General features: G+C 52.4%; 1 protein-coding gene. It reads right to left on the bottom strand.

The features are described 5' to 3' along the window. The coding region (locus tag CKY02_RS23245; protein WP_146747500.1) for a transposase at positions 1-399 on the bottom strand (399 nt) is incomplete at both ends.

Below are 399 nucleotides of genomic sequence, written 5' to 3' on the forward strand. Positions count from 1 at the left end.
CGATATTCATCACATAAGCCCAGTCTTTCACCAGCTCACTCCGATGGTAACCGGCTCCGTCAAGGATAATATGAACCTTCTGACTGACCGGATAGGTTTCACGCAGGGCAATGAAAAACTCGGCGATATGATAACTGTCGATACGGCCATACTCGCGTACCACCGTTTTACTGATATCGGCCAGATTCAGGGCACCCATCAGGTTCAGACGGGTACGACTTCCCGTGGTTTTCACTGTGGTTTTCTGGCCTTTGCGCATCCAGCCATAAGCCAGTTTCGTCCCCTGCGTGGGATGGACGCCATCAATGAACAGGATGGGCTCTTGGTCTCCGGCTTCCTGCTTCAGTTTCCCGTAGGCTTCCATAAAGGCCCGTTGCTGTTCCGCGTTGAACTTGTGTG

The organism is Photorhabdus bodei, assembly GCF_003287735.1.
Taxonomy (GTDB): Bacteria; Pseudomonadota; Gammaproteobacteria; order Enterobacterales; family Enterobacteriaceae; genus Photorhabdus; species Photorhabdus kayaii.